This window comes from Roseiconus nitratireducens (assembly GCF_008629675.1).
GTDB lineage: Bacteria > Planctomycetota > Planctomycetia > Pirellulales > Pirellulaceae > Stieleria > Stieleria nitratireducens.
In genome coordinates, this window is the sequence record NZ_VWOX01000087.1 from 1 (window position 1) to 539 (window position 539).

Below are 539 nucleotides of genomic sequence, written 5' to 3' on the forward strand. Positions count from 1 at the left end.
ACCCGAGGGGAGCTAATCAGCGAAACGGCTCTATCAATTCTGCCTTGACTGGTTTTCCCTTTTCTGTGATAGCAGCATTCACTATCTGTACGATTTCCCGTTCCCCTCACGCAAGGATGTCAATCCGGTGAAATTCAAATCCGTTGGAAGATTCATCGCAGCGGCAAGTCTCCTCGCCATGTTTGCAGGCTTTGGTTACGGGCTTGGGTCCCAGCAAGGTCACAACCAGGGATTCGACGACTCCCGGCGCGTAAACGATGTTGCCGGGTATCCGGTGCCGGCGAATTACACGTCTGCATTGACGCCTGTTCCGTATCAGGAAAATGCCAGTTTTGCGTTCGACACATTCGTGTTCGTAGATGAAAAGGGCCGCAAGATGGCTGTCCCCGTACCGGCGTCGCGTTAGGCCTGGCATGGAATCGTCCTACCCGATGCTTGCCGTATCACTGCACGGTATCGGGTAACCATGCCGTGCACCGAAGGACGGAATCGGGCGTTTCGAAAATAGAAATTCAATCGTCCGTCCTCGGTGACGGCTG

The 539-nt window shown here is 54.2% G+C and carries 1 protein-coding gene; it reads left to right on the top strand.

Translation table 11 applies throughout. The features are described 5' to 3' along the window. The first annotated feature begins 127 nt into the window (after positions 1–127). Entirely contained in the window at positions 128–406 is a 279-nt protein-coding gene (locus FYK55_RS28800; RefSeq protein WP_150080075.1) for a hypothetical protein, read from the top strand. Positions 407–539: the final 133 nt, after the last annotated feature.